This window comes from Methylobacterium sp. E-025 (assembly GCF_022829705.1).
Classification (GTDB): Bacteria; Pseudomonadota; Alphaproteobacteria; order Rhizobiales; family Beijerinckiaceae; genus Methylobacterium.
In genome coordinates this window covers 1-597 of the sequence record NZ_JAKSYR010000094.1, presented here as the reverse complement: position 1 = coordinate 597, position 597 = coordinate 1, and the positions used below count along the sequence as shown (strand labels likewise).

Below are 597 nucleotides of genomic sequence, written 5' to 3'. Positions count from 1 at the left end.
GTGCGCACCCGTGCCGAACTGGCCCGTGAGGGTGATGTCCTGCGTCTGGCCTGCCGCATGCGACGCGCTGGTGGTGAGTGTGCCGCCGATCTGATGGCCGTCCACCAGCACCTGGAAGTGCGGATCACCCTGGTAGCTGTCACCCGACACGCGGAAGACGAGGGTGTCGAGTATAGCAGGGGACGGCACTGGGATGGCCACCGTGTAGGCGGCGCTGGTCGCAGCACCCGCGTTGCCGGCGGCGTCGACGACGCTCACCGTCACCGTCCCGGCGCCGATCGGGGTGGCGACAGCGGCGGTAAAGCTGGTGCCGCTGACGCTGGCCAGGGTGTCGACACCGTTGAGGCTGACCACGACCTGGTCGCCCGCGCCGAGTGCCGCGCTGAGCGTACCCGTGACCGGCATGGTCGCCGATTGCGCCTCGGTGGCGTCGATGATCCCGTCGCCGGCGACGTGGACGAGGCTCGCCTTGGCGAGCGGCGCGACGGTATCGGCCACGATGGTCGTGCCGGTGACTGACCTGGTGGTTCCATCCGAACCTGTGACCACGAGGCTGGACCCAACCGAGCCGTTGAAACCCGACAGGTCGACTGCACC

Annotated in this window: 1 pseudogene; it reads right to left on the bottom strand. The window is 69.2% G+C overall.

Annotated features, from left to right (window positions below):
• Positions 1 to 498, bottom strand: a pseudogene (locus tag MKK64_RS11940) (carbohydrate-binding domain-containing protein); the annotation flags it as partial.
• Between the last annotated feature and the right edge of the window lie 99 nt (positions 499 to 597).